This window comes from Hydrogenophaga crocea, from assembly GCF_011388215.1.
In the GTDB taxonomy this organism is placed as follows: Bacteria; Pseudomonadota; Gammaproteobacteria; order Burkholderiales; family Burkholderiaceae_C; genus Hydrogenophaga; species Hydrogenophaga crocea.
Genome location: NZ_CP049989.1, coordinates 1,210,309 through 1,234,213 on the forward strand (window position 1 = coordinate 1,210,309; position 23,905 = coordinate 1,234,213).

Consider the following 23,905-nt stretch of genomic DNA (forward strand, 5'->3'; position numbering starts at 1 on the left):
ATCTTCAGGCGGTGACTCAAGCGCGCGGCTTGTAGCACCCGCTCAAGTACGTGGTTGATTGAAGACCACGGTCAGCACGCCCAGCATCACCGCGGTCACGCCGGCCAGGGTCGCGATCGACGGGATCTCCCGGATCAGGAAGATGCCGAGCACGGCGGTGAGTGCGGGGCACAGGGCTCCGATCACCGCGGCACGCGTGGCGCCCAGGCGCTTCACGGCCTCCGAGAATAGCCAGAGCGCCAGGATGGACACCGCGATGCCCTGGGCGGCCACCTGGGTGATCACTTCCTGCATGGGGGCCTGGGCCAGCTTCGGCGTCATCCACAGCAGGTAAACAGGGGTGAACACGGCAGCGGAGACCACGTTGACGAGGGCTGTCGCCACCCAGGGGGAGACGCCCGAGTTCCGCTGCGCAACGGTGTATGCGGCGAAAAGGAATCCGGCAAACAAGAACAGGGCGTCTCCGCGCCACTCGCCGGCCTGCCGGTTGAACACCACGGAGTGGCCGCCAATGAACACGATGCCCATCAGCACCAGCACCATGCCGTACACCTGCGTGCGAGACAGATGCTGCCCATAGAGGGTGGACGAAAGAATGGCCACGAACACCGGCATGGTGCCGATCATCAGCGTGGCGACGTGTGACGCCGGCGCGAACTGCATGCCGGTGGACGTCGACAGCATGAAGGGAGCACCCGCCCCCGTCACCATGGCCAACAGAAGCAAGGGGCGAACGCCCCGCAGTTGATGGCGGCCGAGCCAGAGGACGGGCAGCAACAGCAGGCCAGACACCGCAAAGCGAAGAAAGGTCACATCGCCCGGTCCCAGCGAGCTGGTCACTGCGTGCCGGGTGGCGATGGCCCATGTCGACCAGATCAATGCCGTCATGAGCCCGCATGCGACGCCGACGCCGGTTGCCGAGAGCCACGCCGTGGGGGTGACGCTGGCGGAATGCTGAAGATGGGCCATCGCTTGGTGCTTGAAGTGGATGGCCCACTGTCGTTGGGAATACGGCCTCCAACAGGAAAGCTGTTGACCGTGCGTGAACGCGGATTCAGTTCCGCTTTGGCGACCGGGGCTGACGCGGCCTTGAGACGATGAGCACCAGGCCCAGCAGAACGAGCGGGATGGCGATGAAGCTGACGGTATCCAGCCGTTCGCCTGCCACGGCTGCGCCGATGCCCACTGCGATGACCGGATTGACAAAGGCATTGCTCCCGGCCAGCGGCGCGCTCACATTGCGTACCAGCCAGAGATAGGCGGTGTAGGTGAGTAGGGTGCCGAAGACGAGCAGGTAGGCCCAGGCCCACCATGCTGACGCCTGGTTCTCGGTGGTCAGTCGCCACACCTCGTCCGCTTCGAAAATGAGTCCCACGGCAATCCCGATGAGCCCGCCGCTCAGCCACTGAATCGCTGAGGCAAGCGCCATCGGTGGCATGTCGGACCGCCTCACCCAGTAGGAACCGGCCGCCCAAAGCATGGGCGACAGGAAGGCCATGCCAGTACCCAGGGGAACGAAGTGCAGGTTCCCGTCGAGAAGCAGAAGACCCGCGCCCGAGATGCCGACCAGAACGCCCACCCAGCCCACGGCGTGGGTTCGCTCACCACCCCCATGGGCAAAGAGCGTCAACCACAACGGCATGGTTGCGATGATGCAGGCCACCAGGCCCGTGGGCACACCTTGCGCGATGGCGAGCACCGCCAGTGCAAAGCTCGCGAAGGACATGATGGTCCCGGCAACGACACAGTTGAACGCCTGCCGCGCGCTCAGTGAAAGCAGCGCCGGTGCGCCGGCAAACGCCAGCATGATCAAGCCCGCTGTGGCGAAGCGTGCCCCGGTCATGAAGACCGGTGGCAGGCCTTGAACAGCGAGCAAGGTCGCGTATTGGGTGGTGCCCCAGACCAGGTAGACGGTCAACAGGGCAAGAACCGTCTTCCACCTTGCACCGTTGGCGGTCATCCCGCCTCCCTGGGCATCTCCTGTCGCTCAAAGGACGGAAGCGCCACGAACAGCTTGAACGCCAGGGCCAGGGACAAGAGGACGAACAAGGGCGACGAGCCTGGCAGTGCGGCTGCGTAAGCGGGCCATGCCAATGCCAGCACAACGCGAAACCCGCTGGCGACCGAGCGGCTGCACATGGCACCGCCCACAGCCCCCAGAAACAGCAAGCTGAGCCCCATGGCGGCAGCACCGGCCGGGCCATCGGAGAGCAGCCATGCGATCGCGATCACATGTCCGGCATGGCTCAACTGGAAGCCGGCTTGCTTGAGTGGATCGCAGTAGCGGCTACGGTGCCACCGTTGAAGCGGTGGCAGGCTGCAGGCGATGCAGCCGCCGATCAGGTCGATGGCCAGCAGGGCAACGAGGGTGATGGCCCAGTCAGAGGCGTTCTGGTGCGCGAGCACCTGTCCGCACAACAGTCCTGCCATCAAGGCAGGGATCAGGATCAGGGCGATCTGGCCGACAGAAGCGCCGGGCCCGACGAGTCGATCCACAAGTGATGCGGGTTGGGGGGTGCGCATGGCGATTGTCACAAGGCAAGGGCGATGTGACACCCACGGTAACCATGTCGTAAGGTCGATACTTGAAATCCATGTGCTCGACCCGCGCGCCGTTTCTTCCCTATCTATCAGGGCGATGGCCATCCTTGAAGGCAATGCGACGCAAGGGTTGTTGATTTCCTGATCGTGGCAAGCGCGCTGGGCACGATCGGCGAATGGACCACAGCGCCACGCATCAAACCCACCCGACGACGCCTGTTCACCTCGTCGGCCAGGTTCCCGTCGAAGTCCACCTGCCCGTCGGTTCCGAGATCGAATGTGTGGGGGGACATCTGTGGTTCACGGTGCGCCCGCCCGACAGCAACTTCTTTGTCGACGACAAATTCCTGGTAGCGGGCGAGAAGTTCCTGGCCTCGCAGAACCTCAGGATATGGATCTCCAGTTTCAGGGGAGAGCCCGCGGGTTATCGCTTGAGGCTTGGTGTGCATCTGAAGTAGGCCAGGGCGCGCATCGACAGCCTGGCGCCGGCCGCCCTCACGGCCATTGCGGCAAGTGGCTGCCAGGCGGCATGGAGGGCCTTGTCCATCCAGCCGGTGTCTGCGCGAAGCGAGCGGCGTGCGTTGACGCAACCAGACGCCCGTAGCCCGTGTCCGTGGCTTCGAGGAAGCGCTCGATCTCGGGCTTGGCGCATGCGAGTCCGTTGGGAATGCGGCCCATGGAGCGCAACCAATGGGCCGTCTGTGCCAGTGAGACGCGCACGTGCCACGAACCGCCCTCTTGTTGCTGGCGGACGAGCGCTGCCTGGGCGCCCAGGGCCATGAGGTACCCGCTCGCGTGATCGAGGATCTGCATCGGCAGCGCCTTGGGCGTGTCGGACCCCGCGGCCTGCGCCTCGGCGTGGTTGAAGCCGGTTGCCGTCTGCACGAGCGAGTCAAATCCTCGACGTTGAGCCCATGGGCCTTCATGCCCGTAGGCGCTGAGCGACACGCAGACGATGCCCGGGCGCAAATGTGCCAATCCTTCTGCGCTGAAGCCCAGTGCGGCCAGTCCACCTGGCCGGTAGCCCTGCATGAACACATGCGCTTGACTGCAGAGTTGGGCCAGGCGTTTGCGGCCTTCGGGCAGGCACAGATCGATCTGAGCTGAGAGCTTGCCGCGGCTGGTCTCAGCGATCACCTCCACGTTGGGCAAGTTCGGTGAGTTGATCAGCATCACGTCGGCGCCATAGGCTGCCAACGTGCGGCCGGCGACCGGGCCCGCCAGGATGCGCGTCAGATCAAGCACCCGGATACCTGTCAGCGGACGATCCGAGGATTTCATGCCTGGGAGTTGCCGTGGTTCCGCTTCTCCGATTTTCTCGATCGTGAACAGCGGAAGTTTGGCGACTGCCCTGGCAGGCTCGGACGCATCCCACTCCTCGAAGGTTCTGAGCGCGGCCACGACGAGGCCCTGCTCGGCAGCCATCTGCTCGAAGTCGAGCGCCGTCGTGTGTGACAAGGCCGCGATCACATCGGCCTTCGTGGTGGTGTCGTCGGCCTTCAGGCCCAGCAAGGCCAGCGCCCCTTCGCGGTGGTGTTTGAAGTTGGCGTGGATGCGAACCCAGCCATTGCGCGCGTCGGGGCCGCACGGGTAGAGCCCGGAGAAGCGGTCCCACACCTCGGGAATCACCCCATCCAGGCTCATGAAGTTGGAGCACTCCACCGCCGCATGCAGCATGTCGACCGACACCTGCTGGCGCCCGAAGCCACGCACGTGTCGCACCTCCGCGGCAGCAAGAGCCGCGGCAGCAATGCTCGACTGGGCTGCCGTGCCCACGGCAAACGACGACGGCATGACCGGGTCGGAACCCGTCAAGGTCAACGAGGTCAGGGCGGACGTGGGCAGCCCGGCCCGGCACCAGAGGTCGGCGGTAACGGCGTTGGCGGGGGGTGGTACGGCGTTCATGGTGTCGATGTCGATCTTCGGGATCTCGGCGCTGCCAAGCATGCAATCGGCCCATCCTGTCGCCGTCGGCGGTCGAAGCAATGAAATTCGATTCCCGACCTGCGACGCGCCCTCCTGCGTGGACCATTGCCCATGGCTGCCGCACGAAGCTGGCGCGTTGCCAGTCGCTGCGATTTCATGTGTGCGAAGTTTGACCCACCTAGGATGACCCGCGATCGATACCACCTCGCCATGGCCGTCTTGCCCGAAGGTGGGTGCAGCGTGGTTTTGACTCCGTGTTCACCTTGCATGGGTGACTTGTTGGCGGTGAGGGTCTCGGCCCTCACCGCTTTTTTTCCTTCGATTTCTCGCAAGCCTGCCTACCAAAGTTCCCGATGGTTTGAACAGGACAGGGGCCGAACAATGACGCCATGCCTGTCTCTGCGTTCTTGTTCGCCGCATTGGTGTTTGTTCTCGCCGGCATGGTGAAGGGCATCACCGGCATGGGTTTGCCGACCGTTGCGATCGCACTGCTGCCGATCCTCCTGCCCACCGGTCTGGCGGCGTCGCTGCTGGTGATGCCTTCACTGTTGACGAATATCTGGCAGTTTGTCCGGTCTCCCCGGTGCACAGCACTGATCAAGCGCCTGGCTGGTTTACTGGCCGGGGTGGTGTTTGGGGCCGTGCTGTCCCCTTTGCCCAATGTCTCGTCCGCCAGCACCCAGACACTTGTTCTGCTGGGCTTGGCACTCACTTTCTATGGAGTTGTCGCCCTGGTCGGCTGGCGGCTTCCCCATCCTGGTCGGCACGAGTGGTGGGCGGGCCCCTTGGCCGGTGTGGCCACTGGTGCGTTGACGGTGGCCAGTGGGGTGTTTGTGGTGCCTTCCGTCCCTTACCTGCAATCCCTCGGGCTCGACAAGGCAGAACTCGTGGGTGCGCTGGGATTGACGTTCACCGTCTGCACCGTTGTGCTTTGGTTCAGCCTCGGTGTATCGCCCACGTTGAGCGCTAACGCCTTGTGGTCGCTGCTCATGCTGGGTCCTGCGTTGCTGGGGATGTGGATTGGCGCAGCCTTGAGAGGCCGCCTCAGCGACCTGATGTTCAAGCGTTGCTTCCTGGGCACCTTGATCATGCTCGGCGTCTACACGGTGATGCGCGCCATCGGGAGCACTTGAGCATGACCGAGCTTGAAACCACAGGGCGCGAACTGGAGAGGCTCTACCGGTGTGCATTGGGGCTGACCGCGCTGCTCGAGGAGCTTGCACCCGGCGAAGCCATTCCCGAGCGCAAGTGGTTCCTGGTTCAGCAGTTGCTGCAGGAACTGACCGACTCTGCCGATGATGCGCGCGCCGGTCTGGTGCTGGCCACGCTGCGCATGCCGAAATCCGTGCCAGCGATCGCGACGGCGGCCGGACCGAACCTTGAATCCCGTTCGTGACGCAGGTAGCAGGCTTCCTGCAAAACCCGTCCTTGTTCCATAGAGTGCTTGTGCGCTCCCGCATCTTGAGAACAACACCCGCCGGGATCACAGGCAACACCATGCAGACGGCAAGCACTCGCCGCGGGGCTGACGCAACGCCCAGCTCAGACACCTCCCTCGTGATCCGCCTCGGGCTGTCGCAACTGGTGGCCTGGGGGGCGCTGCACTACATCATCGGGGTCTTCGGTGCCGACATCGCCCGTTCCATGGGCTGGAGTGCGGTGCGCGTGCATGGCGGCTTCTCCGTTTCCCTGGTGGTGATGGGTTTGAGTTCGCGTTGGGTCGGGGAATGGATCGATCGCCATGGAGGGCGCCGGGCGATGTCGATGGGCTTCTGGATCGGGGCCAGCGGCTGCGTTCTGCTTGCGCTCTCAAAAGACGTCGCGACGTTCTATCTGGCCTGGGTGGTGCTCGGTTTCGCCATGCGCCTGTCGCTCTACGACGCCGCGTTCGCCTCGCTGGTCAAGGTGAAGGGCGTGCAATCGCAGCAGTCCATGACGGTGATCACTCTGTTCGGCGGTCTGGCCTCTACCGCGTTCTGGCCGCTCGGTCATGCGCTTGCTTCGGTTTGGGGATGGCGTGGTGCCCTGGTTGCCTACGCAGCCATTCTGGTGGTCTCGTCGCTGCTGCTGAGGACCATTCCGCGCGCGGCGACCGCGCAGGGCGTGGCGCGAACCGAGCCGGCCGGCAGCGAGACGGTCTTGCCGGTGCCGCTTGAAGCCGCCAAGACCGCCGCCTACGGTCTGGGCGCCACCCTCATCCTGTTCATGCAGGCCGGCATGGCAGCGCACTTCATCGAATTGCTGTCGCGGCTGGGTTGGGCGATCGGGGCGGTGGTCGCCATGTCCACGATGCTGGGCATCGGGCAGCTTCTGGGGCGTCTCTACATGGTGTTTCATGGCCACCGGTTTCCCATCTTGTGGATGAACCTGCTGCCCCCCAGCCTGCTGCTGCTGAGCTATGGCCTGTACTTCAACGGCGGCCAATCGATCGTGCTCGCTGGCGCCTTTGCGCTGCTCTATGGTGCTGGTAACGGTATATCAACCATCACGCGGGGCGCGGTACCCGTTGCCTTGTTTGGTGCCAAGGGTTATGGCGCTCGCGTCGGCCGCGTACTGCGGCCGGCGTTCTTTGCATCGGCCGCTGCGCCGATGGCCTTTGCGTGGACTATCACGCAGTGGGGCGCGCAGGCAACGGTGAGCATCAACGTCGCGTTCTCGGCCATCCTGCTGGGCACCGCAGGGACGCTGATTCATCTCGACAGGAAAACCAGGAGATCGACATGAGCAAGGAGACGCGAGGAACGGTGATCGTGACGGGAGGCGGCAGAGGCATCGGTGCCGAGGTCGTCCAACTGTGTGCCCAGGCTGGCCACGACGTCTTGTTCACCTATGTCAGCAAGCCCCATCGGGCCCGGGAGGTGGTGGACCGGTGTGTACCTTACGGCGTGAAGGTGGTGGCCGTGCAGGCCGACGTTCGGGATCCCATGCTGGCCAACGCAGTGGTGGAGCAGGCAGAGAGACTCTCCGCCGTGATCGGGCTGGTCAACAACGCCGGCATCACCAGCCGGATTGGATCATTCCTCGATGTGGACATCGACACCATGCGCGACGTACTGGACGTCAACGTGCTCGGCACGATGGTGATGTGCCAGGCCGTTGTACGGCACTGGGTTGGGCGTGGTTCGGGTGGCAGCATCGTCAACGTGTCCTCCATCGCTGCCACGCTGGGCTCGCCCGGGGAGTACGTCCACTACGCGGGGTCCAAAGCGGCCGTCGAAGGCTTCACCATCGGACTGGCCAAGGAGTTTGCGGACCAGGGCATCCGCGCCAACGTGGTTTCGCCAGGGACCACCGACACCGAAATTCATGCCCTCTCGGGCGAGCCCGGCCGGGCCGAGCGTGTCGCGCCAAAGATTCCGATGAAGCGGGCAGGGGACCCGCGCGAGATTGCGGAGGCCATTGCCTGGATGCTCTCGGACAAGGCGTCCTATGTCACTGGCACGGTGCTGCGTGTCGCCGGGGGACTTTGATCGCCAAGGGGGCACGGATCCGATACCAAGGCCGTTCAACCTTGCTGCCCGGCGTCGATGAGGTAGTCAATGAGGGGTTGCACATAGCCGGGCGCCGCGCCCGCCGCGTGGTGCGTGCAGAGGATGAGCCGCCGTCTCGCCCAGGCATCACGCAGTGCGCGAACCTCCAGCCCGGGGTGTTTGGCTGTGAGGTGTTGCGTGGCCAGACTGGATACCACCGACACACCCACGCCGAGTGAAGCCATTCGCAACACCCCCTCGAAAGACCGCATGCGCACCCGGTAGTGGATCGCCTTTCCGTGCGCTGCGGCCTTGACCTGCAGGTAGGTGTAGAGCGCACTCTCTTCCGACAGACCCACCATCGCGTGTTCGATGCACTCCTCAAACGTGGGCGACCCGCTCAGGGGCCGCATGAGTTCAGGGTGTCCGACGACCACAAGGGTGTCATCCGCCAGGGGAGTGCTGTGCAGCCCCGAGGTGTCCATGGTGTCGGCCAGGATGCCGATGTCCGCTTTCTTGCGGTGCAACGCCTCCAGAATCTCGCCGGTCCACATCTCCTGAACGTCGACATCGATCTCGGGGTGCAGGCTCAGGAAGCGCGCGAGCGGTTCCGGCAGGTAGGCCGACAGTGCGGCGGTGTTTGCCAGCAGCTTCACACGTCCACGAACGCCGCGCGAAAACGGCGTCATCTGGTTGCGCAGCTTGTCTACCTCCTGCAGAACACTGCGTGCGTGCTTGGCCAGTTCAAGCCCCGCATCGGTGGGCGTAACGCCGCTCTTGCCGCGTTCGAAGAGCCGCACACCCAAGGCACCCTCAAGTTCCTGCAGCCTGTTGCTTGCAGCAGCCAGTGACAGGTGGCACCGGCTCGCCCCCGCGGTGATCGATCCCGTTTCGAGCACTTCGATGAACAGCTTGAGTTTGGCGAGATCGATTTTCATGAGATCGCTTGTCGGCTTCCGTGGTGCGCCCTGTCCTTGTGCGCCAGCGTCGCCCTGACTTTCTGATTCAGCTCGCCGCGGCCAACTGAAACCTGTTGGCTGGATGACGAGCGCAATTCAACAGTGAACGGCACCGGTTGGGCACCCTATGGGCGCTCGAACCGACGCACTGCGTCATGGGCGCACGAGGCACAGAAGACGAGTGCCGCAACGTAACCCTCGACTGATTGGATGATATGGAACGCAGAACCCTAACCAAATCGCTGGGACTGGCGGGCATCTTGGCCGCTGGCGCAGCGCCGGCCATCAGCAGCGCGCAACAGGAGATTCGCTGGCGACTCGCTTCGAGCTTCCCGAAGTCGCTCGACACGATCTATGGTGCGGCCGAGGACTTCTCCAACGTCGTGTCCGAACTCACCGGAGGCAAGTTCAAGATCAGTGTTCACGCCGGCGGTGAGCTGATGCCTCCATTCTCGGTGGTGGACGGCGTTCAGGCGCGCACGGTTGAAATGGCGCACACGGCCAGCTACTACTTCTTCGGCAAGGACCCGACCTTTGCCATCAGTGGTGCGATCCCCTTCGGCATGAACGCGCGTCAGATGACGGCATGGATGCTTGAGGGCAACGGCCTGAAGGTTACCCGGGAGTTCTACGCCAACTTCAACATCGTCAACTACCCGGGCGGCAACACCGGCGCCCAGATGGCGGGCTGGTTCCGTCGGGAAATCAAGACCGTCAACGATCTCAAGGGACTCAAGTTCCGGGTCGGCGGGTTTGCAGGGCGTGTGCTCAGCCGGCTTGGCGTGGTGCCTCAGAACATCCCCGGCGGCGAGATCTACCAGGCTCTGGAGAAAGGCACGATCGACGCGGCCGAATGGATCGGACCGTACGACGACCTCAAGTTGGGCTTCCACAAGGTGGCGCCCAATTACTACTACCCGGGCTGGTGGGAAGGCGGGCTGAACTGCGAGTTCTACATCAACGACAAGGCCCTGGCGGAGTTGCCCAAGGAGTACCGCGACGTCATCGAGCATGCGTCCAAGGTGGCCCACGTGAACATGCAGGCCAAGTACGACGCTCGCAACCCGGTGGCGCTGCGCCAGCTGGCACAGAATGGCGTCAAGCTGCACGGCCTGAACACGACCATCATGGAAGCGGCCTTCAAGGAAGCGATGGACCTGTACAACGAACTCGGGTCGAGCAACGCCAACTGGAAGAAGGTGTACGACGACTACCGCAAGTTCCAGCGTGAGGTGAACCTCTGGTTCCGCTTCGCCGAGTCCGGCTTCGACCGTTTCATGCAGGCACAGCGCCTGTAACGCCCGCGAACCGCTGGGTGCCCAGGAGGCCAGATGCTGAAGTCAGCGCCTGGCCTCTTGCTTCTTGACGAAGGCTTGCATGGCTTGCAGGAAAGGTTCTTCCTGGAAGCACGCCTGAAAGCTGGAGGCTTCGAAGGCGAGTCCTTCGTCCAGCCCGGGATGTGCCCGCAAAACGGACTGCTTCATGCGCGTGAGCAAGCCCAGTGGGCGCTGCGCAATCTCCTCTGCCAGTGCCAGCGCCTGCGAGCGAAGCTGATCCCGGGAAACAATTCGCGAGACCAGGCCGGCTTGTCTCGCTTCCTCTGCTGAAAGGCGCCGACCAGTCAGCAGCATGTCCATGGCGAGGTGTCTGCCCACGGCGCGTGGCAGCCGCTGCGTACCGCCGGCACCTGGCATGGCGTTCAGAGTCACCTCGGGGTGGGCGAACACCGCATCGTCGGCGGCCAGAACGATGTCGCACATCTCGGCCAGCTCACAGCCACCGCCCAGCACCATGCCATGTACCGCCGCTATCACCGGCTTGGGGAATCGCCCCAGTTCCCTTGAGCAACCAATGAAGTCGGTCCGGGTGGCCTCGTCGTAGGTCATCGTCGACATGTCGGCGATATCGGCACCCGCGCAAAAATGCTTGCCGTCGGCCTGCAGAACGACCACGCGAACCGTTTCATCCGCCGCGAGCCGAAGCAGGTTGGCGTCCAACTCATCTGTCAAAGCGCGGCTGAGCGCATTGAGGTTCTGGGGGCGCGCGAGTGTCATCACGGCCACGCCTGATTGCGTGCTGATGCCGACACGGGGCTGGGTCTCATTGCGCATGTTCACCTCCATGGCTGACGGTCAGGCTAGACGCCCATGATCCGCGTTACATGAAAACCAGCAGGCCTTGCTTGAACAACATTCCTGCGAGCGTGCAAGGTCGACGCGTTGAGCGGTGGAGAATCGGCAACGCCTGCCGCAATCGAGCCCGGTTGTTCCGCTTCCCGTAGATGTTCGTTGAAAACCGATGAAGACAGTTGGCGTTCTGGGCGGTCTGGGTCCATTGGCAACGGTTGACTTTCTGGACAAGTTCTACCGCTGTGGCGATGCCTGCCAAGATCAGGATCATCCGCCCGTCGAGGTCAGGCTTTGCACGGCCACACCGGATCGAAGTGCGTTCCTGGACGGGCATGGACCCAGTCCTCTCGGTCACCTGAGGGAGGCCGCGGTGTCTCTCAAGAAGTCGGGTGCGCAGTTTGGTGTCCTGATCTGCAACACCGCGCACATCTGGCATCGAGATTTGGAGCTCGCGTCCGGATTGCCGTTTCTGCACATCGCAGAACAGGTTCGATCCTTTCTGGAACACGCACGCACACCGGTCGGACTGCTCTGCACACCATGGACTGTCAAGGGTCGTGTGTACTCAAATGTGCTGCCACGTGAGAAGCTGGTCGAGCCCAGCGCTGAGGTGCTTGAACACGTACTGATGCCCGCCATACGACTGCTCAAGGCGAACCGCTTCGACGAAGCCAGGCAACTGATCGCACGCGTGCTGACGCAGTTTGAGCGCGCCGGTTGCGAGGCGGTCATCCTGGGATGCACGGAGTTGCCAATCATCGCCAAGGCGTGCGCGACCCGTATGCAACTGATCGATCCCAATCAACTGCTGGCCGAAGCGGCGCGTCGCTACGCCATGGAGCGCTAAGCAGAAGCCACGGCGGTGCTTCGACAGCTTTCCTGCGTGACTCCGTCGGATCAGTGGCCGGATCGGTAGGCCCAGGTCTTGGCCTCTGACGGCGCATTGGCCAGCGCCGCCCCCAGCAGGATGATCGCGACACTGAACGCCATGCCCGCCGTGAGGTTGATGTGATCGGCGATCACGCCGGCCGCCCATGGACCGATGGACTGTCCGACCGAGAACATGAGCGTGAAGAGCGCGACGTACGATGCCCATTCGGAGGCCGGTCGGGTGCTTCTGGCCAGCAAGGTGACGGAGGTCGGTGCGATGAACAGTGACAGACCGTAAAGCAGCGCTGACGTCAAGGTGGGCAAACCGCCGCTGCCCAGGAAGCTGATGCTCACGCCCACGGCTGTCGTGAGCAGGCAAGTGGCCAGCGTTCTGGTGGCTGGCCAGGTGTTGAGCGCGCGTGCCCAGATCAGCGGCGACAGGCAAATGCCGAAACCGAGCACACACCAGGCCAGCGTCACAGCCTGCCACCCCTCGCCGCGTTCGTTGATCCATGCGGCGAGGAAGGTGAGGTAGACGTTGTTACCTGCGCCGAACAACAGATAGGCTGACAGGCAAGGCAGATAGGGCGCAATCGGGATCGGCTTGTCGCCAGCCGCAGGACTCAGGGATGCGTCGTGCTTCAAGCTTGCCGCCACCCGAAGCGGCAGGACTGCCAGCAAAGCGCTGGCAACGCCGATCGCGTACCAGGTCGACACCCAGGCGGTCGAACCCATCTGTTCCAGCCAGCGTGGCACGAACGCGCCGGAGAGGATCATGCCGATGCCAGCGCCGGCAAAGTAAAGCCCTGTTGCCGTGCCGCGGATGCGCGCATGGTTCGCGTAGATCTTCGAGACCAGTGCGGCCCCGCAAGAGAACATCCAGGCGGAACCGAACCCGGTGAGGCTCCTCATGACGGCAAGGTGCCAGAAGTCCTTCAGCACGGGCGTCGCAAGCAGCGATCCGACCACGATCACGGTGCCGATGCGAAACGCACGGGCGGGTGAAACTGCCCGCAGACCCGCGTAACCCGCCAGGGCGCCGAGCATGTAGCCCACCGCATTCACGGTGTTCAGAAGGCCGGCTGTGGCGTAAGTCCATTGCAGGTCCTCGCGCATGGCCGGCAACACCAACCCGTAAGCGAAGCGCGCGATGCCGTTGCTGATGGCCACGGCCATCGAGAGTTGAATCGCGGGCCAGAGTCCAGGCGTCACGTCACACCTCGACGTTATGCACGCCGCTGATCTCCGCGTCCACCGGGAACTTCAGTGTGCTGTGCGGGGCTCTGCGAAAGCACTCCAGCAGCTCTGCCTCAGCGGCCAGGGTGTCCAGCACCGGGTGGTTTTGCGTCTCGATCATGGTCGGCACCATGCGCTTGCAGAACGTCCAGGCCACGGCGCTGCTCACCTCCGGCAAGGCCGGTGGCTTGTCCCGGAAGTTCCATTGGTGAAGGCGAAGCGCCGCTTCAAGCTGGTCGAGGGCTTCGGTGAGCTGAATGCCGACCCGGATCAGCCAGGGAGAGTGACGCTTCTCGGGAGGGCGAAGGAAATCCTCGAGCACCAGCTGGATGGATTTCTCCATGACGGCCAGCGCCAGGCTCTCCAGCCGGAGATACATCGCGCGCTGCTTGCGTCCGTTGGGGATGGCGCTCCACGCGTTTCTCGACACTACCGAGGCGTACTGAATGATCAGGCCCGAATCCATCAGGACATCGCCGCTGTCGCAGACGAAGGTCGGGGCCTTGACCACCGGGTTGATTTGCGCGAACTCGTGGTAGTGCGAGAAAACCGAAAGTGGGACGTGCTCGAAATCCACGTCCATGAGCTGCAGGGCAATGGCCAGGCGCCGGACGTAGGGGGAGTCGAGAAGGCCCACCAGCTTCGTGTTCGTACTCCGCCGACGCGAGCTGGCGTAGGGGTGGCTTCTGTGAACGCTCATGCCTGTTGACCGTTGGAGTATCCGGGCGCACCAAGGGGCTCGGGTGCCGATGGCGAATGCGGTCAGTAGGCCCTAAGCGGCAGGCGATGAATGGAAAGATGATTCCGGCCACTGCAGCCGGATTCGTGTCTACCTCGGGATTATTCAAGCGTCCGCGATGGCGCGTCGGCTTCAGCCTGGCGCGTTGTGGCAGACCACACAGAGCTTGTTGCCCTCGCTGTCCCGGAAGTAGGCGCCGTAGTAGTGCGGGTGGTACTCAGGGCGCAATCCCGGTCCGCCTTCGTCCGTTGCACCGGCGGCCATGGCCACCGCGTAGGCCTCGTCCACCATCTCACGCGTCGTCGCCAGCAACGCGATCATTTGTCCGTTGCCGGGTCGATGCGCTTGCTGGTCATACGGGCGACCAATGAGAAACAGGGGGCGTGGTCCTGGATCGGACTGCCAGCCAGCCCATGGCCGGGCGGGATCGCAGAACCGTTCGTCAATCCCCATCGCAGCAAATAGCGCGCGGTAGAAGCGCAGTGCGCGGTCGAAGTCTTGCACACCCAGGAACGTGTGGGAAATCATGTGGTCGGGGCTGTGTCTTGCTTTGTGACGTGATCAATCGGCCATCGCAGCCGAATCCGAAGCGACCTGACGCTGGATCCAGTCGAGAAACAGGCGCATTGGCTCGCGGCGCGATTGCTCCTCCGACACCACGGCGTGATACGGCTTGGCCGGTATCGAGTGGCTGGTGATCAGTTCGACGCGGCCGCTTTGCAGGTGCGCTTGCGCCAGTCGCCGTGGAACGATGGCCAGGCCCACGCCGTGCGCCGCGCATTCGAGGCCGAACTGCAAATCGACGGTGTTGATCCGTGGTCTGGCCTTGAGGCTGGCGGGGATCAGGCCGCTGGCCCATGTTGTCCACTCCATGGAAGGGTGCTGCACCAAAGGCAGTGTCGAAATCACCTCGGCCATGGTCATGAATCTTGCTTTTCGCGCAAGCTGCGGATTTCCTACGACCACGAGCCGGTCCTCCCACATCGGGATCGACATCATGTCCGGCAACGAGGGTCCGCCATAGCGAAGGCCAATGTCCACGCCATCGCCGAGGACCGATTCGAGCCGATCCACCGCACTCACGATGAGCTCGATACGAGGGTGCGCAGCATGAAAGCCGTTCATGCGCGGGCCCAGCCACAGTCGCGCCAGCCCGCGCGATGACGATACGCGGATCTGCGTCGTGGCCGTGGACGATTTCAGGTAGTGATCGTCTCTCAGCCGCCGGGCAAAGGCCTGTGATGCGGCGAAGTACGAGTGGCCCACCGGTGTCAGGATCACCAGAGGGGAGTAGCGGTACACCAGGCGCAACTTGAGGCGATGTTCGAGCAGCGCGATCGAATGCGTCAGCGCGGACTTCGTGATGCCGAGTTCGCTGGCGGCACGAGACAAGCTCTGGTTGCGTGCAACCGACTCGAAGGCCAGCAGATTGCTCATCGGCGGGAGCTGTCCGATGGGTGCACTCTTTTGTCGCGTCGTGTTCATGGCTATATGCTATCGAGCACTGTTGCCATCCGGAACGACCCGAAGCCCATGGGTTTGCAAGGGCAGCCAGGTCAACCCGGTGCAAACGACGACCGACCGTTGACAAACTTTCGAACATGAGTCAGCCCACCACACCAGCGGCCGCCCAGTTTCCGCTCCATGAATTGCTGGCGTTCGAAGCAGCGGCCCGCCACGGCTCGTTCCAGAAAGCCGCGGACGAGTTGAGCGTGACGCAGTCGGCGGTGAGCCACCGTGTCATCAACCTCGAGCGGCGCCTGGGCGTCTCGCTGTTTGCGCGCAAGGGCCGTGGCATTGCGTTGACAGACGAGGGCGCCACCTACCTAGACGGTGTCTCCGCCGCGTTGACATCGCTGTGGGCGGCGGGCGAAGAGCTCCGCCTCGCCGAGCATTCCCTCATTCGCGTGAACTTCGCGCCATCCATTGGCAACGTCTGGCTGCTACCTCATCTGCCGGAGTTCATGCGCAACCACCCGAGCATCCAGATCGAGGTGGCGAGCATCGCCACGCCTGAGGAAGCGAACCGGGCAGACTGGGATGTGCTGGTGCACTACGGTAGCGGTGTAGGCGACGACGCGCGCCGCGCCCCGCTGCTGACCGATGAGGTGCTGGTGGTCGGTCGCCCCGACATCCTTCCCGAAGCCGGGCAGGGATTGCGAGTCGAGGATGTTGCATGCCTGACCGTTCTGCGCCATACGCTGTTGAACTGGCTCGACTGGAGTGCGGGCGCGTTCGGCAGGAAGACCGAACCTGCGCGATACATGCATTTCGACGACTCGATCACGATGCTGGAGTCGGCGGTCAGCGGTGCGGGCATCGCGGTCACCACGCGCATTGCTGCAACGCCGTACCTGAAAGAGGGCGCGCTGGTGCAGATCCACCCCTTCGTGCTCAAGGATAACGAGTACTACGTGGAGCTGTCGGAGTCGGGCGAGCTCAAGCCCGCGGCCAAGGCGTTTACCGACTGGATCGTTCGTCTCGCGTCGGCGGATCGGACTCCCGCGTTCTAAGTGGCTTCGGCAGCGAGCTCCTGCTCGATCCATTGCGCGAGGCGCTGCACGGCGGGGTTGGCCACCGATTGCTCGGCGAACACCAGGTAGTAGTGGAGGCCGACGATGCGGTGTTCTGGGAACACCACCTGCAGCCGCCCTTCGCGCAGTGTTCTCGTGATCGACGGTGTTCTGCCAATGGCCACGCCGCCACCCTGGACGGCCGCCTGAATGGCGTGGTCGTATTGCGTGAACTGCACCGTTTTTTGCCCCAGGCGGTGTTCCAGGCCCAGTCGCGTCAGCCATTCCGACCAGGCCATCCAGGGAAAGCGGCTCCTGCCTGGTCCGTAGACGATCAGTGTCTGACTCAGCAGGTCGACGGGTTTGCGGATCTGGGCGGCCACCTCCGGACTGGCCACCAAAAAGGCTTCCTCCGTACCGAGGCGCCGGGCGAGCGGAGAGGCCAGCGGATCCAACGGAAGGCGTATCGCCAGGTCATAGCCTTCACGTTCCAGGTTCGACACGCCCTCGCTGGAGTCGATGATCACGTTCACATCCGGCGCGACCTGGCGAAAACGCGTCAGGCGAGGCACCAGCCACATTGAGACGAACGACGGCCAGGCGGTCAAGGTCACCGTCTCGACGTGCTCCGACAGCAAACGGCCGATGGACGACTCCAGTGCATTGAGAGCCTGCTGAACGCCTTGCAGAACCACCTTGCCTTCTTCGGTCAGCTGCAACTGGCGGGAGCCACGAACAAAGAGCTGGCACGACAGCACCTCCTCCATCGAGCGGATCTGCTTGCTGATGGCCGATTGCGTCAGTGAGAGCTCCTCGGCCGCCTGCGTGAAGCTCAACAGACGCGCGGCGCTCTCGTAGCCTCTCAGTGCATCGAGCGAGAGGTGGCGAAGTTGTCTGGCGACTGAACTCTTGGTGGGTGTCATGAATTGGAGGCATGCCTGGGGTTCTGAAGATTCCAACCACGCCGGGTGTGACTCGTTGACGATCGGTTCCTCCCCTCGCAAAGGAGGCACACGATGCTTTCACACACTTCGGCCCGCACTCTACAAGTCGAGCCTGTTCTCATCAACCTGAAGGCCGGCGAAGCGCTTGAATGCACGGCCGGCGCCATCTGGGCAACGCTGGATGCGGGGCGCGATACCCCCGACGCCATCGATGAATTGCTCTACCCGGGCGATGTGCTGCTTTCAAGTCAGCGGCGAACCTACTGCCTCTCCAGCCTGCGTCGGCAGCCGGCGAGCTATCGCGTCCTTGTCGCAAGCCCGTCATTCGACAAGCGGGTCGCGAGTTGTCCGCGATTGCACGGGGCGGCGTACACCCTGTTCAAGGCCGCGATGGGGCAACCCGAAGGAGCACTCGCATGAAGCTGAGCTCCAGAGACCTCTTCTTCATCGTCCTGTGCGGGCTGATCATGTTCCTGTCCATCGGGCAGCGGCATTCGTTCGGGCTGTACCTGATTCCCGTCACCAGCGACTGGTCGTGGGGGCGTGAGACGTTTTCCATTGCCATCGCGCTGCAGAACCTGGTCTGGGGCGCTGCGCAACCCTTTGCGGGCATGCTGGCCGACAAGATCGGCTCCAAGCGCGTGATGGCCTTGGGCGGCGCCTTCTACGCCTTGGGCGTCGTGCTCATGCCGTACAGCAACGATGGTGTGCTCTTCGCCATCACTGCTGGCCTGTTTGTCGGTCTTGGCCTCAGCGGAACGGCCTTCGGCATCGTCTATGGCGCCGTGGGTAAGGCCGTTGCCCCGGAGCGCAGGCCGGCAGCGCTCGGCCTGGTGGGCGCAATCGGCGGTGCAGGGCAGTTGTTGATGCTGCCCGTGAACATGACCCTGATCGAGAGCTACGGGTGGACGACCGCCGCGCTGGTGATCGCCGTGATCGTCGCAGCCATGATTCCGCTCGCCCTGTCCACGGGAAAATCCGAAGTCACGCCGCCCCAGGCGAGCGAACTGACCATGCGCCAGACCCTGGCCAACGCCTTCGGGGATCGCGACTTCTGGCTTCTGACCGTGGGCTTCCTGGCCTGTGGCTTCCAGCTGGCCTTCATCGGCACGCACATGCCCGCCTACCTGGCGGACAACGGACTGAGCCCTTCCGTGGCCACCACGGCACTGGGCCTGATCGCCCTGACCAACATCGCCGGCACGTATCTGTTCGGCGTGTGGGGAACCCGTTGGTTGCGCAAGACGCTCACCGTCTGGATCTACCTCGGGCGGGCTGCGGCCATTCTGATGTTGCTCTGGCTGCACCTCAGCCCATGGACGGTATACGCATTCGCCGCCGTCATGGGTTTCCTGTGGCTCGGGACTGTGCCGCTGACCAACGGAATGATCGGTCAGATCTTCGGGATGCGTTACGTCAGCACCTTGTTTGGCTTCGTGTTCCTTTCGCACCAGATCGGCAGCTTCCTGGGGGTCTGGCTCGGTGGATGGTTGTTCGATGCTTACAAGAGCTACACCTGGGTCTGGATCCTGGCCGCTGCGCTGAGCCTGCTTTCGGCGGTCCTTCATGCACCCATCCGGGAGCGTCGCGCGCCGGTGGCCGCGGCGGCAGCGGCATGAGTCGGACGCCGCTGCACCGCGCGCAGAACCTAGCACTTGCAGTGGTGCTCGCGGCCCTGGCCACCGGGGCGATGTCCTGGTACGCGAGTCCCATGACCTCGTTTCTGCTGGCCGACACCTGGCTGCTGTGCGCCGGCCTCAGGTAACCCGTTCCGCACGAAAGAGCCACCCAATCCACCTCATGCCAAAGGCCACGCCCATGTGGCCTTTGGCGTTTTCGTTTTTGCATCGATCCCCTTAACCCAACGTTCTCAAGCAAAGGAGACAAGTCACCATGCCATTCCTTCTCAGCCTGTCGCGCGCCTCGGATGCACTCAATCGATGGATCGGTTGGTCTGCGATGTGGCTCATCCTGGCGGCCACCTTGATCAGCGCCGGCAATGCGATCGTTCGCAAGGCGTTCGGCGTGAGTTCCAACGCGTTCCTCGAGGTCCAGTGGTACCTCTTTGCTGCGGTGTTCGTGCTGGGGGGAGGCTATGCCTTTCTGCAGAACGTGCATGTCCGCATCGACTTCCTGTCGGCCAAGCTCAGCGCGCGAACGCGCAACTGGATCGACATCGTCGGCATCGTCGTGTTCCTGACGCCGTTGTGTCTGCTCATGATCCATGAGGGCTGGCCCGTGTTCGCCAACGCCTGGGCCACGGGTGAAGTCTCCTCCAATGCCGGGGGGCTGATTCGTTGGCCTGTCCTGCTCCTGATTCCCGTGGGCTTTGCCGTGCTGCTCCTGCAGGGCCTGTCCGAACTCATCAAGCGGGTGGCCTACCTCAAAGGCCTGATTGAAGACCCGTTGCAGCCAGAGGCCGGCCAATCGCACTGAGCGCTCCGGACGATCCAGACACCCACCGCCATTCCTAGAAGAAATCGTGCGTCATGAATGAACTGCTTTCCACCCAATTCGTACCGCTGATGTTTGCGGGCCTCTTGTTGTTCTTGCTGTCGGGCTTTCCGGTGGCCTTTGCGCTGTCGGCCACAGGTCTGTTCTTTGGCTTCGTCGGGATGGAGATCGGCCTCTTTCCCGCGAACCTGTTCCAGGCGCTTCCGCTGCGCGTTCTGGGGATCATGCAGAACGACACCCTGTTGGCGATTCCCTTCTTCACGCTGATGGGCTTGATCCTGGAGCGCAGCCGCATGGCCGAGGATCTGTTGGAGACGGTTGGTCAGGTGTTCGGCGCCGTCCGCGGCGGCCTGGCGGTAGCAGTGATTCTGGTCGGGGCGCTTCTGGCAGCCACCACCGGTGTGGTGGCCGCGGCGGTGATCTCGATGGGCCTCATCTCGCTACCCATCATGCTGCGCTACGGCTACAACCGCACCATCGCCACCGGAACCATCACGGCCTCCGGCACACTGGCCCAGGCCATACCGCCGTCGCTGGTGCTGATCGTTCTGGCCGATCAGCTCGGCCGCTCGGTCGGTGACATGTACGCCGGCGCGCTGATTCCCGCGCTCATGCTGGTCGGCCTGTACCTGACTTTCGTGGTGCTGGTCGCGATTTTTCTGCCCAGGTGGGTGCCCGCGCTGCCGAAGGAGGCGCGCATTTACACCGAGCCCAACGGTGCCTCGGGCCACGTCTCGTTGCTGGTGCTGCTGGTCATCTGCGGTGCAGCCAGCTGGGTCTGGAGCCTGAATCACGCTCGCATCATCAATCCGGTGCTCGGTCGCGAGATGGCGCCCGGCGGAGATGAGGTGCTCATCCTGTCCATCACCGTGGGTTCGGTGCTTGCCTTGCTGCTGGCGGCTGTGAACCGCCTGCTGGGCTTGAGGCTGCTCTCGCGCCTGGCCCAGCAGGTCACCTTCGTGCTGATTCCGCCGCTGGTGCTCATCTTCCTCGTTCTGGGCACCATCTTCCTCGGCATCGCGACCCCTACCGAGGGGGGGGCCATGGGCGCGGTGGGCGCGATGCTGATGGCCGCGATGCGGGGCTCGTTCAGCTGGCGACTCTTGAGGGAAGCACTGGAACGGTCGACGCGACTGTCCATCTTCGTGATGTTCATCCTGGTTGGCTCGACCGTCTTCAGCTTTACCTTCAACGCCGCCGATGGTCACATCTGGGTCGAGCATCTCTTCGACAAGCTGCCGGGCGGGCAGCTCGGCTTCCTCCTGTTCGTGAACTTCCTGGTGTTCATTCTGGGGATGTTCATCGACTTCTTCGAGATCGCGTTCATCGTCGTGCCGCTGCTTGCGCCGGTGGCGGAGAAGATGGACATCAACCTCATCTGGTTCGGCGTTCTGCTGGCCATGAATATCCAGACCTCGTTCCTCACCCCGCCTTTCGGCTTCGCGCTGTTCTATCTGAGGAGCGTGGCCGCGCGGGACGACTACCGTGACAAAGTGACGAACAAGCTCGTCAAGGGTGTGCGCACCGAGGAGATCTACAAAGGATCCATCGCCTTCATCGTCATTCAGTTGGTGATGGTGGGCGTCATCCTGTTCTTCCCGAACCTGGTCATCGGCAACCTGCACCAGGACAAGCGCATCGATGACAACGCCGTCAATGACATGCTCTATAACATCGACAGCGACATTCCGTCGGCGGTCACGCCGGGTGGCAACCCGCCGCCGGACGGTGGTTCGATGAACCTGGATTGATGGGTTTGGTCTGACTGTCTGCTTGCTCGCGTCGCGGGCGGGCAGCCTCGGTGGCTCGCGAACAAGTCATGCCGGAATGCAGGAGGGGGCGCCAGGTTCACTGGCGCCCCCTCCGTTCACAGGCTTGCAGTTGGAGTGTTCAGCGCCGCACGCCGGCCTGTGCCATGAAGTTGGCGAACTGCAACTCGTTCACGCGCGACCAGAGCGATTGGGTCTCGCGAAACGGACGCCAGGAGTCCAACAGCTTCTTGAAGGTAGCGTTCTTGGCGGCTTCCTCATCCAGCAGGGCTTCGCTGACCTTGAAGGCCTCTTGCAGCACATCCCTGGGAAAGGTGCGGACCGTGGCCCCTTTGGAAACCAGGCGTCGAAGCGCTTCGGCATTGGCGACGTCGTAGCGCGCGGTGGCCATGACGTTGACTTCCTGGGCCGCCACTTCGAACGCGGAGCGAAACGCCTTGGGCAGCGCGTCGAGCTTTTCCTTGTTGGCGAAGAAAGAGACGTTCGCACTGCCTTCCCAGAAGCCCGGTGCGTAATAGTTCTTGGCCACACGGTAGAAGCCCAGCTTCTCGTCGTCGTAGGGGCCTACCCATTCGGTTGCGTCGATGGTCCCTTTCTCGAGCGCGGTGTAGACATCGCCGGCAGCCAGCGTTTGCGGCACCACACCGAGCTTGCTGAGTACCTCACCGCCCATGCCGGGGATGCGCATGCGCAAGCCCTTGAGGTCTTCCAGCGAGTTGATCTGCTTGCGGAACCAGCCACCCATCTGGGCCGCGGTGTTCAGACCGGGGAAATTGACCATGTTCTGTTCGGCGTAGAAGTCCCGCAGGAGCTTCAGGCCGCCGCCATAGAACACCCAGGCGTTCTGCTGCCGCGCCGACAGGCCGAAGGGCAGCGTGGTGTCGAAGGCATGCGCCTTGTTCTGGCCGACCCAGTAGTAGCTGGCGGTTTGCCCTGCCTCCACCGTGCCGTTGCGAACACCCTCAAGCACCTGGAACGGGGGCACCAGTTCGCCTGCCGCGTACACCTTGACGTCGAAGCGCCCGTCGGTGAGTTCGGCGATGCGTTCCGAGAACATGGTGCAGGCACCGTAGAGGATCTCCAGGCTCTTGGGATAGCTCGACTGCAGGCGCCAGGTGACCGCTGCGGGTTGTGCCCGGACAGCGGGACTGGCGAGCAGCGCAGCACTGGTGGCAGCGGCGCTGCCGACAAGGAACTTCCTTCGGCTCATTCAGTTGTCTCCATATCGGGCGCGCAAAGTCGCCCAGGTTCGCTGGACATTCAGCGACCCGCATGTTGCAGATCGTGGAAAGGGGACGGACGAACTCTTCTTCCCGTGCATGCAGCACTTTTCAGGGAAATGGCCGTGACCGAGATGGCAGAGTTCGTGCCGGCTCTTGTCGTCACATGGCGGATGTCGATGTCCAGTCCGCGCGGGAATCCAAAGCTTTCCGTGAATTCGCTTGTCCGGTTCGGCGCCTGTCGCTGAAATCCGGGCATCACCCGATTTGGAGGACGTCGACATGCATCAGCCGGTTGCAGAACCCACCGTATCCGTGCGGGCACAGGTGGGCTACCTGGATGAATTCGCATCAAAGCCCGAGATCTATCTGTGTCAACCGCCCCGAGGTGTGGAAGCCGAAAACTGCTCGACCGATCTTCGGTGGGTGGACATCGAAGACGTGCGATCGCGCGACCGGATGCCAACACTCGAACACGACGGTTTCATGTTCATGCGCGATGGGCTGCCGGACATCGACTTTCGCGATCCGGAGCAGGTCAAGGCCCGCTACTACCCTGTGATTGCGCAACTGGCGCTGCAGGCCACCGGCGGGCAGTCAGCGTTCGTGTTCGATCATCTGGTTCGACAACGCGACCCTGGCATGAACCTTCACCGGTTCGGCGAGCGAGGGGCCGATGTCAAGGTCGGCGCCCTGGGTCGTGTCCACAACGACTACAGCGAAGAATCCGGCCGACGGCGCCTGGCGTTGGTGATGGACAGCCTTGGTCTCGATCAGCGTCCCCGGCGCTACTGCATCGTGAACCTGTGGCGTTCCATCGGCGGCGTGATCGAGGATTCGCCGTTGGCTTTTTGTGCGGCGCAGTCCGTGTCGACCCAGGACCTGGTGGCCGCGAAGCTGCACTACGGACACCGCACCGGCGAGATCTACCTGCTCCGGTTCAACCCAGGCCACCGCTGGTACCACCTCGACGCGATGGACACGCACGACGTGGCTGTTTTCAAGCAGTTCGACTCCCGGGTCAGCGGCGTGTCGAGATTTGTTCCTCATTCGGCATTTGACCTGCCGCAAGCAAAGAGCGCGAAGTCGCGCAGGCGCAGCGTCGAGGCGCGCGTTCTGGTCGTCATGGAGTGAA

The 23,905-nt window shown here is 63.3% G+C and carries 27 protein-coding genes; 14 read left to right on the plus strand and 13 right to left on the minus strand.

All coding sequences use genetic code 11. The features are described 5' to 3' along the window. Window positions 1-42: 42 nt before the first annotated feature. The 3 genes from G9Q37_RS05885 to G9Q37_RS05895 all read right to left on the minus strand — a co-directional run bounded on the left by G9Q37_RS05885 (window position 43) and on the right by G9Q37_RS05895 (window position 2,523). On the minus strand, window positions 43-969 hold the full coding sequence (locus tag G9Q37_RS05885) for a DMT family transporter (RefSeq protein ID WP_166225903.1): 927 nt from the start codon (window positions 967-969) through the stop codon (window positions 43-45). 85 nt (window positions 970-1,054) lie between these two features. Next, window positions 1,055-1,960: an EamA family transporter gene (locus tag G9Q37_RS05890; protein WP_166225906.1), complete on the minus strand. Its 906-nt coding sequence runs from the start codon at window positions 1,958-1,960 to the stop codon at window positions 1,055-1,057. Then, window positions 1,957-2,523 (minus strand): hypothetical protein, encoded by a 567-nt coding sequence (locus G9Q37_RS05895; RefSeq protein ID WP_166225909.1) that lies wholly within the window; start codon window positions 2,521-2,523, stop codon window positions 1,957-1,959. The genes G9Q37_RS05890 and G9Q37_RS05895 overlap by 4 nt, the downstream gene beginning before the upstream one ends. Window positions 2,524-2,717: 194 nt before the next feature. Between G9Q37_RS05895 and G9Q37_RS05900 the strand changes: the two genes are divergently transcribed. Next, complete coding sequence (locus G9Q37_RS05900) at window positions 2,718-2,999, plus strand: DUF2917 domain-containing protein (protein ID WP_166225912.1); 282 nt, start codon at window positions 2,718-2,720, stop codon at window positions 2,997-2,999. Window positions 3,000-3,036: 37 nt separating this feature from the next. On the opposite strand, the gene G9Q37_RS05905 is transcribed toward G9Q37_RS05900, so the two are convergent. Further along, the gene (locus G9Q37_RS05905; protein ID WP_205710728.1) at window positions 3,037-4,488 is read right to left on the minus strand and encodes a CoA transferase; all 1,452 of its coding nucleotides are present in this window, start codon (window positions 4,486-4,488) and stop codon (window positions 3,037-3,039) included. A gap of 368 nt (window positions 4,489-4,856) precedes the next feature. Here G9Q37_RS05905 and G9Q37_RS05910 point away from each other — a divergent pair, with 368 nt between their 5' ends. The 4 genes from G9Q37_RS05910 to G9Q37_RS05925 are packed head-to-tail and all read left to right on the plus strand — an operon-like array spanning window position 4,857 to window position 7,937. Next, window positions 4,857-5,600, plus strand: a complete 744-nt coding sequence (locus G9Q37_RS05910; protein WP_166225914.1) for a sulfite exporter TauE/SafE family protein — start codon at window positions 4,857-4,859, stop codon at window positions 5,598-5,600. Window positions 5,601-5,602: 2 nt separating this feature from the next. Further along, window positions 5,603-5,863 carry a hypothetical protein gene (locus tag G9Q37_RS05915; protein WP_166225917.1) on the plus strand — a complete coding sequence of 87 codons (261 nt, stop codon included), beginning with the start codon at window positions 5,603-5,605 and terminating at the stop codon, window positions 5,861-5,863. After that, window positions 5,860-7,191 carry an MFS transporter gene (locus G9Q37_RS05920; RefSeq protein ID WP_166225919.1) on the plus strand — a complete coding sequence of 444 codons (1,332 nt, stop codon included), beginning with the start codon at window positions 5,860-5,862 and terminating at the stop codon, window positions 7,189-7,191. The genes G9Q37_RS05915 and G9Q37_RS05920 overlap by 4 nt, the downstream gene beginning before the upstream one ends. Next, window positions 7,188-7,937 (plus strand): SDR family NAD(P)-dependent oxidoreductase, encoded by a 750-nt coding sequence (locus tag G9Q37_RS05925; RefSeq protein WP_166225922.1) that lies wholly within the window; start codon window positions 7,188-7,190, stop codon window positions 7,935-7,937. The genes G9Q37_RS05920 and G9Q37_RS05925 overlap by 4 nt, the downstream gene beginning before the upstream one ends. 35 nt (window positions 7,938-7,972) lie before the next feature. Here G9Q37_RS05925 and G9Q37_RS05930 read toward each other — a convergent pair whose 3' ends face one another. Continuing rightward, window positions 7,973-8,875, minus strand: a complete 903-nt coding sequence (locus G9Q37_RS05930; protein WP_166225925.1) for a LysR substrate-binding domain-containing protein — start codon at window positions 8,873-8,875, stop codon at window positions 7,973-7,975. Between the two features lie 236 nt (window positions 8,876-9,111). On the opposite strand from G9Q37_RS05930, the gene G9Q37_RS05935 reads away from it, so the two are divergent. Next, the gene (locus G9Q37_RS05935) at window positions 9,112-10,194 is read left to right on the plus strand and encodes a TRAP transporter substrate-binding protein (RefSeq protein ID WP_166225928.1); all 1,083 of its coding nucleotides are present in this window, start codon (window positions 9,112-9,114) and stop codon (window positions 10,192-10,194) included. Between the two features lie 42 nt (window positions 10,195-10,236). Here G9Q37_RS05935 and G9Q37_RS05940 read toward each other — a convergent pair whose 3' ends face one another. Both G9Q37_RS05940 and G9Q37_RS21820 read right to left on the minus strand, forming a co-directional pair. Then, window positions 10,237-11,007 (minus strand): enoyl-CoA hydratase/isomerase family protein, encoded by a 771-nt coding sequence (locus G9Q37_RS05940; RefSeq protein WP_166225931.1) that lies wholly within the window; start codon window positions 11,005-11,007, stop codon window positions 10,237-10,239. A 46-nt stretch (window positions 11,008-11,053) separates the two neighbouring features. Continuing rightward, on the minus strand, window positions 11,054-11,359 hold the full coding sequence (locus G9Q37_RS21820) for a hypothetical protein (RefSeq protein WP_240936698.1): 306 nt from the start codon (window positions 11,357-11,359) through the stop codon (window positions 11,054-11,056). On the opposite strand from G9Q37_RS21820, the gene G9Q37_RS05945 reads away from it, so the two are divergent. Continuing rightward, window positions 11,249-11,872, plus strand: coding sequence for an aspartate/glutamate racemase family protein (locus tag G9Q37_RS05945; protein WP_240936629.1), 624 nt, complete (start codon window positions 11,249-11,251; stop codon window positions 11,870-11,872). The genes G9Q37_RS21820 and G9Q37_RS05945 overlap by 111 nt on opposite strands. A gap of 50 nt (window positions 11,873-11,922) precedes the next feature. Here the strand turns inward: G9Q37_RS05945 and G9Q37_RS05950 are convergent, their stop codons facing one another. The 4 genes from G9Q37_RS05950 to G9Q37_RS05965 form a co-directional block, all read right to left on the minus strand. Then, window positions 11,923-13,065: a YbfB/YjiJ family MFS transporter gene (locus G9Q37_RS05950; protein WP_166225937.1), complete on the minus strand. Its 1,143-nt coding sequence runs from the start codon at window positions 13,063-13,065 to the stop codon at window positions 11,923-11,925. A gap of 43 nt (window positions 13,066-13,108) precedes the next feature. Continuing rightward, entirely contained in the window at window positions 13,109-13,768 is a 660-nt protein-coding gene (locus G9Q37_RS05955; protein ID WP_240936530.1) for a glutathione S-transferase family protein, read from the minus strand. Window positions 13,769-14,002: 234 nt separating this feature from the next. Next, a complete protein-coding gene (locus G9Q37_RS05960) occupies window positions 14,003-14,398 on the minus strand; it encodes a VOC family protein (protein ID WP_166225943.1) in 396 nt (131 codons plus the stop codon). A gap of 33 nt (window positions 14,399-14,431) precedes the next feature. After that, the gene (locus tag G9Q37_RS05965) at window positions 14,432-15,307 is read right to left on the minus strand and encodes a LysR substrate-binding domain-containing protein (protein WP_166225946.1); all 876 of its coding nucleotides are present in this window, start codon (window positions 15,305-15,307) and stop codon (window positions 14,432-14,434) included. A gap of 164 nt (window positions 15,308-15,471) precedes the next feature. Here G9Q37_RS05965 and G9Q37_RS05970 point away from each other — a divergent pair, with 164 nt between their 5' ends. After that, window positions 15,472-16,383, plus strand: coding sequence for a LysR substrate-binding domain-containing protein (locus G9Q37_RS05970; protein WP_166225949.1), 912 nt, complete (start codon window positions 15,472-15,474; stop codon window positions 16,381-16,383). On the opposite strand, the gene G9Q37_RS05975 is transcribed toward G9Q37_RS05970, so the two are convergent. Further along, the gene (locus tag G9Q37_RS05975; RefSeq protein WP_166225952.1) at window positions 16,380-17,306 is read right to left on the minus strand and encodes a LysR substrate-binding domain-containing protein; all 927 of its coding nucleotides are present in this window, start codon (window positions 17,304-17,306) and stop codon (window positions 16,380-16,382) included. The two genes, G9Q37_RS05970 and G9Q37_RS05975, sit on opposite strands and share 4 nt — an antisense overlap. Before the next feature lie 93 nt (window positions 17,307-17,399). On the opposite strand from G9Q37_RS05975, the gene G9Q37_RS05980 reads away from it, so the two are divergent. The 5 genes from G9Q37_RS05980 to G9Q37_RS06000 all read left to right on the plus strand — a co-directional run bounded on the left by G9Q37_RS05980 (window position 17,400) and on the right by G9Q37_RS06000 (window position 21,532). After that, complete coding sequence (locus G9Q37_RS05980) at window positions 17,400-17,747, plus strand: hypothetical protein (protein ID WP_166225955.1); 348 nt, start codon at window positions 17,400-17,402, stop codon at window positions 17,745-17,747. Further along, window positions 17,744-18,946, plus strand: a complete 1,203-nt coding sequence (locus G9Q37_RS05985) for an MFS transporter (protein WP_240936531.1) — start codon at window positions 17,744-17,746, stop codon at window positions 18,944-18,946. Before G9Q37_RS05980 ends, G9Q37_RS05985 begins: the two co-directional genes overlap by 4 nt. Further along, window positions 18,943-19,092, plus strand: a complete 150-nt coding sequence (locus tag G9Q37_RS05990) for a hypothetical protein (protein ID WP_166225958.1) — start codon at window positions 18,943-18,945, stop codon at window positions 19,090-19,092. The genes G9Q37_RS05985 and G9Q37_RS05990 overlap by 4 nt, the downstream gene beginning before the upstream one ends. Window positions 19,093-19,220: 128 nt before the next feature. Next, window positions 19,221-19,763 (plus strand): TRAP transporter small permease subunit, encoded by a 543-nt coding sequence (locus G9Q37_RS05995; RefSeq protein WP_166225961.1) that lies wholly within the window; start codon window positions 19,221-19,223, stop codon window positions 19,761-19,763. 53 nt (window positions 19,764-19,816) lie between these two features. Continuing rightward, a complete protein-coding gene (locus G9Q37_RS06000; RefSeq protein ID WP_166225964.1) occupies window positions 19,817-21,532 on the plus strand; it encodes a TRAP transporter large permease in 1,716 nt (571 codons plus the stop codon). A 139-nt stretch (window positions 21,533-21,671) separates the two neighbouring features. Here G9Q37_RS06000 and G9Q37_RS06005 read toward each other — a convergent pair whose 3' ends face one another. Then, a complete protein-coding gene (locus tag G9Q37_RS06005) occupies window positions 21,672-22,760 on the minus strand; it encodes a TRAP transporter substrate-binding protein (protein ID WP_166225967.1) in 1,089 nt (362 codons plus the stop codon). A 292-nt stretch (window positions 22,761-23,052) separates the two neighbouring features. Here G9Q37_RS06005 and G9Q37_RS06010 point away from each other — a divergent pair, with 292 nt between their 5' ends. Next, window positions 23,053-23,904 carry a CmcJ/NvfI family oxidoreductase gene (locus tag G9Q37_RS06010; protein ID WP_166225970.1) on the plus strand — a complete coding sequence of 284 codons (852 nt, stop codon included), beginning with the start codon at window positions 23,053-23,055 and terminating at the stop codon, window positions 23,902-23,904. Window position 23,905 lies beyond the last annotated feature (1 nt).

What these genes read in the sequence shown, in the direction of transcription:
- G9Q37_RS05980 (WP_166225955.1), top strand. Translation starts at nt 17,400, where the DNA reads ATGCTTTCACACACTTCGGCCCGCACTCTACAAGTCGAGCCTGTTCTC.
- G9Q37_RS06000 (WP_166225964.1), top strand. Translation starts at nt 19,817, where the DNA reads ATGAATGAACTGCTTTCCACCCAATTCGTACCGCTGATGTTTGCGGGC.
- G9Q37_RS05895 (WP_166225909.1), bottom strand. Translation starts at nt 2,523, where the DNA reads ATGCGCACCCCCCAACCCGCATCACTTGTGGATCGACTCGTCGGGCCC.
- G9Q37_RS05910 (WP_166225914.1), top strand. Translation starts at nt 4,857, where the DNA reads ATGCCTGTCTCTGCGTTCTTGTTCGCCGCATTGGTGTTTGTTCTCGCC.
- G9Q37_RS05890 (WP_166225906.1), bottom strand. Translation starts at nt 1,960, where the DNA reads ATGACCGCCAACGGTGCAAGGTGGAAGACGGTTCTTGCCCTGTTGACC.
- G9Q37_RS05975 (WP_166225952.1), bottom strand. Translation starts at nt 17,306, where the DNA reads ATGACACCCACCAAGAGTTCAGTCGCCAGACAACTTCGCCACCTCTCG.
- G9Q37_RS05995 (WP_166225961.1), top strand. Translation starts at nt 19,221, where the DNA reads ATGCCATTCCTTCTCAGCCTGTCGCGCGCCTCGGATGCACTCAATCGA.
- G9Q37_RS05900 (WP_166225912.1), top strand. Translation starts at nt 2,718, where the DNA reads ATGGACCACAGCGCCACGCATCAAACCCACCCGACGACGCCTGTTCAC.
- G9Q37_RS05940 (WP_166225931.1), bottom strand. Translation starts at nt 11,007, where the DNA reads ATGCGCAATGAGACCCAGCCCCGTGTCGGCATCAGCACGCAATCAGGC.
- G9Q37_RS05935 (WP_166225928.1), top strand. Translation starts at nt 9,112, where the DNA reads ATGGAACGCAGAACCCTAACCAAATCGCTGGGACTGGCGGGCATCTTG.
- G9Q37_RS05905 (WP_205710728.1), bottom strand. Translation starts at nt 4,488, where the DNA reads ATGCTTGGCAGCGCCGAGATCCCGAAGATCGACATCGACACCATGAAC.
- G9Q37_RS06005 (WP_166225967.1), bottom strand. Translation starts at nt 22,760, where the DNA reads ATGAGCCGAAGGAAGTTCCTTGTCGGCAGCGCCGCTGCCACCAGTGCT.
- G9Q37_RS05985 (WP_240936531.1), top strand. Translation starts at nt 17,744, where the DNA reads ATGAAGCTGAGCTCCAGAGACCTCTTCTTCATCGTCCTGTGCGGGCTG.
- G9Q37_RS21820 (WP_240936698.1), bottom strand. Translation starts at nt 11,359, where the DNA reads ATGCCCGTCCAGGAACGCACTTCGATCCGGTGTGGCCGTGCAAAGCCT.
- G9Q37_RS05925 (WP_166225922.1), top strand. Translation starts at nt 7,188, where the DNA reads ATGAGCAAGGAGACGCGAGGAACGGTGATCGTGACGGGAGGCGGCAGA.
- G9Q37_RS05965 (WP_166225946.1), bottom strand. Translation starts at nt 15,307, where the DNA reads ATGAGCAATCTGCTGGCCTTCGAGTCGGTTGCACGCAACCAGAGCTTG.
- G9Q37_RS05930 (WP_166225925.1), bottom strand. Translation starts at nt 8,875, where the DNA reads ATGAAAATCGATCTCGCCAAACTCAAGCTGTTCATCGAAGTGCTCGAA.
- G9Q37_RS05915 (WP_166225917.1), top strand. Translation starts at nt 5,603, where the DNA reads ATGACCGAGCTTGAAACCACAGGGCGCGAACTGGAGAGGCTCTACCGG.
- G9Q37_RS05990 (WP_166225958.1), top strand. Translation starts at nt 18,943, where the DNA reads ATGAGTCGGACGCCGCTGCACCGCGCGCAGAACCTAGCACTTGCAGTG.
- G9Q37_RS05960 (WP_166225943.1), bottom strand. Translation starts at nt 14,398, where the DNA reads ATGATTTCCCACACGTTCCTGGGTGTGCAAGACTTCGACCGCGCACTG.
- G9Q37_RS05970 (WP_166225949.1), top strand. Translation starts at nt 15,472, where the DNA reads ATGAGTCAGCCCACCACACCAGCGGCCGCCCAGTTTCCGCTCCATGAA.
- G9Q37_RS05885 (WP_166225903.1), bottom strand. Translation starts at nt 969, where the DNA reads ATGGCCCATCTTCAGCATTCCGCCAGCGTCACCCCCACGGCGTGGCTC.
- G9Q37_RS06010 (WP_166225970.1), top strand. Translation starts at nt 23,053, where the DNA reads ATGCATCAGCCGGTTGCAGAACCCACCGTATCCGTGCGGGCACAGGTG.